This window comes from Actinoplanes sp. NPDC026623 (genome assembly GCF_040638275.1).
GTDB lineage: Bacteria > Actinomycetota > Actinomycetes > Mycobacteriales > Micromonosporaceae > Actinoplanes.
Window position 1 is genome coordinate 1 of sequence record NZ_JBEZXZ010000414.1, and the last position, 2,008, is coordinate 2,008.

The window sequence follows — 2,008 nt, forward strand, 5'->3', positions numbered from 1 at the left end:
CTGGACGAGCTGACCCGTGACCGTGAGCTGACCGCGTTCGTGCTGTTCTCCTCGGCCGCCGGCGTCCTGGGCTCGCCCGGCCAGGCCAACTACGCGGCCGCCAACTCCTACCTCGACGCGCTCGCCCGCGACCGGCACGCGGCCGGCCTGCCCGCCACGGCGATCGCCTGGGGCCCCTGGGCCACCGCGGACAGCGCCATGACCGGCGCACTCACCGACGTCGACCGGGACCGGATGACCCGCTCCGGCGCGCTGCCGTTCGACGCCGCCGACGGCCTCGCCCTGTTCGACCGGGCCGCCGCCGGCGACGACCCGGCCCTGGTCGCGATGCGGCTCGACACCGCCTCGCTGTCCGGCGGGAACCTCCCGCCGATGCTGCGCGGCCTGGTCCGCGCGCGGCGCCGGACCGCCCGCGCCGGCGCGGGCGCCGCCTCGCTGGTCGCCGACTTCGACGTCATCATCGCGGCGATCCGCGCCGAGGCGGCCCGGGTGCTCGGCTTCGGCTCGGCGGCCGAGGTGGACCCGCGGTCGTCCTTCGCCGACCTGGGCTTCGACTCGCTGACCGCCGTCGAGCTGCGCAACCGGCTCGCCGAGGTCTCCGGGCTGCGGCTGCCGGCCACCCTGGTCTTCGACTACCCGACGCCCGAGGCGCTGGCCCGCTACCTGGTGGGCGAGCTCGCCGGCGGCGCGGCGGACGAGGCGGCGGCGCCGGTCGCTGCCGCCGCCGACGAGCCGATCGCGATCGTCGGCATGAGCTGCCGCTACCCGGGCGGCGTCTCGTCACCCGAGGACCTGTGGGCGCTGCTGGCGGCCGGGGGGGACGGCATCTCGGACTTCCCGGACGACCGTGGCTGGGACCTGTCGACGCTGTTCAGCGACGACCCGTCGAAGGCCGGCACCTCGTACGTCCGCGAGGGTGGCTTCCTGCACGACGCCGCCATGTTCGACCCGGCGTTCTTCGGGATCAGCCCGCGCGAGGCGGTCGCCATGGACCCGCAGCAGCGGCTGCTGCTGGAGACCTCGTGGGAGGCGGTCGAGCGGGCCGGCATCGACCCGTCCGGGCTGCGCGGCTCGCGGACCGGCGTTTTCGCCGGCGTCATGTACCACAACTACGCGGCCTGGCTGGCCGAGATCCCGGAGGAGGTCGAGGGCTTCCTCGGCACCGGCGCCTCGTCGAGCGTGGTCTCCGGCCGGGTGTCGTACACGTTCGGCTTCGAGGGACCGGCCATGACCATCGACACCGCCTGCTCGTCGTCGCTGGTCGCCATGCACCTGGCCGCCCAGTCGCTGCGGCAGGGCGAGTGCACCCTCGCGCTGGCCGGCGGCGTCACCGTGATGCCCACCCCGGACACGTTCATCGGTTTCTCCCGGCAGCGCGGCCTCGCCGCGGACGGCCGCTGCAAGTCGTTCGCCGATTCCGCGGACGGCACCGGCTGGTCCGAGGGCGTCGGCGTCCTCGTCCTCGAACGGCTCTCCGACGCCCGGGCCAACGGGCACCGGGTGCTCGCGCTGCTCCGCGGCTCGGCTGTCAATCAGGACGGCGCCTCCAACGGACTCACCGCACCCAACGGCCCGTCACAGACCCGGGTGATCCGGCAGGCGCTCGCGAACGCCGGCCTGAGCGCGTCCGAGGTGGACGCGGTCGAGGCGCACGGCACCGGAACCACGCTGGGCGACCCGATCGAGGCGCACGCGCTGCTCGCGGCCTACGGCCAGGACCGCGCGGGCGGCGAGCCCCTCTACCTCGGCTCGCTCAAGTCGAACCTGGGCCACACCCAGGCGGCGGCCGGCGTCGGCGGCGTCATCAAGATGGTCATGGCCATGCGGCACGGGGTGATGCCGCAGACCCTGCACGTCGACGAGCCCAGCCATCAGGTCGACTGGGAATCGGGCGCCGTCGAACTGCTGACGTCGGCCCGTGACTGGCCGGCGGTGGACCGGCCGCGCCGGGCGGGGGTCTCGTCGTTCGGTGTTTCCGGCACGAACGCGCACGTGATTGTCGAGCAGG

1 protein-coding gene is annotated in these 2,008 nt (G+C 74.7%); it reads left to right on the forward strand.

Annotation, left to right across the window (positions count from 1 at the left end; genetic code table 11):
* The coding region (locus tag AB0F10_RS45360) for a beta-ketoacyl synthase N-terminal-like domain-containing protein (RefSeq protein ID WP_360640787.1) at positions 1-2,008 on the forward strand (2,008 nt) is incomplete at both ends.